The organism is Aquirufa echingensis (genome assembly GCF_042714525.1).
GTDB classification, from domain to species: Bacteria; Bacteroidota; Bacteroidia; order Cytophagales; family Spirosomataceae; genus Aquirufa; species Aquirufa echingensis.
The window spans coordinates 1-266 of the sequence record NZ_JBBKYA010000011.1; the positions used below are offsets into that span (position 1 = coordinate 1).

The 266-nt window shown below is 50.0% G+C and carries 1 rRNA gene; it reads right to left on the reverse strand.

The features are described 5' to 3' along the window. Positions 1–266, reverse strand: a 23S ribosomal RNA gene (locus tag SKC38_RS12455); the annotation flags it as partial.

A 266-nucleotide genomic window follows, 5' to 3' on the forward strand; every position in this document is an offset into this window, starting at 1 on the left:
CCTTGCGGCTAACATCCCCCCTTAACCTTCCAGCACCGGGCAGGTGTCAGGCCTTATACGTCATCTTTCGATTTAGCAAAGCCATGTGTTTTTGTTAAACAGTCGCCTGGGCCATTTCTCTGCGGCCACGATTGCTCGTGGCTCCCTTTATCCCGAAGTTACAGGGTTAATTTGCCGAGTTCCTTAGCCGTGATTCACTCGAGCGCCTTAGAATATTCTTCTCGACCACCTGTGTCGGTTTACGGTACGGGTTACTTATCAGTTAT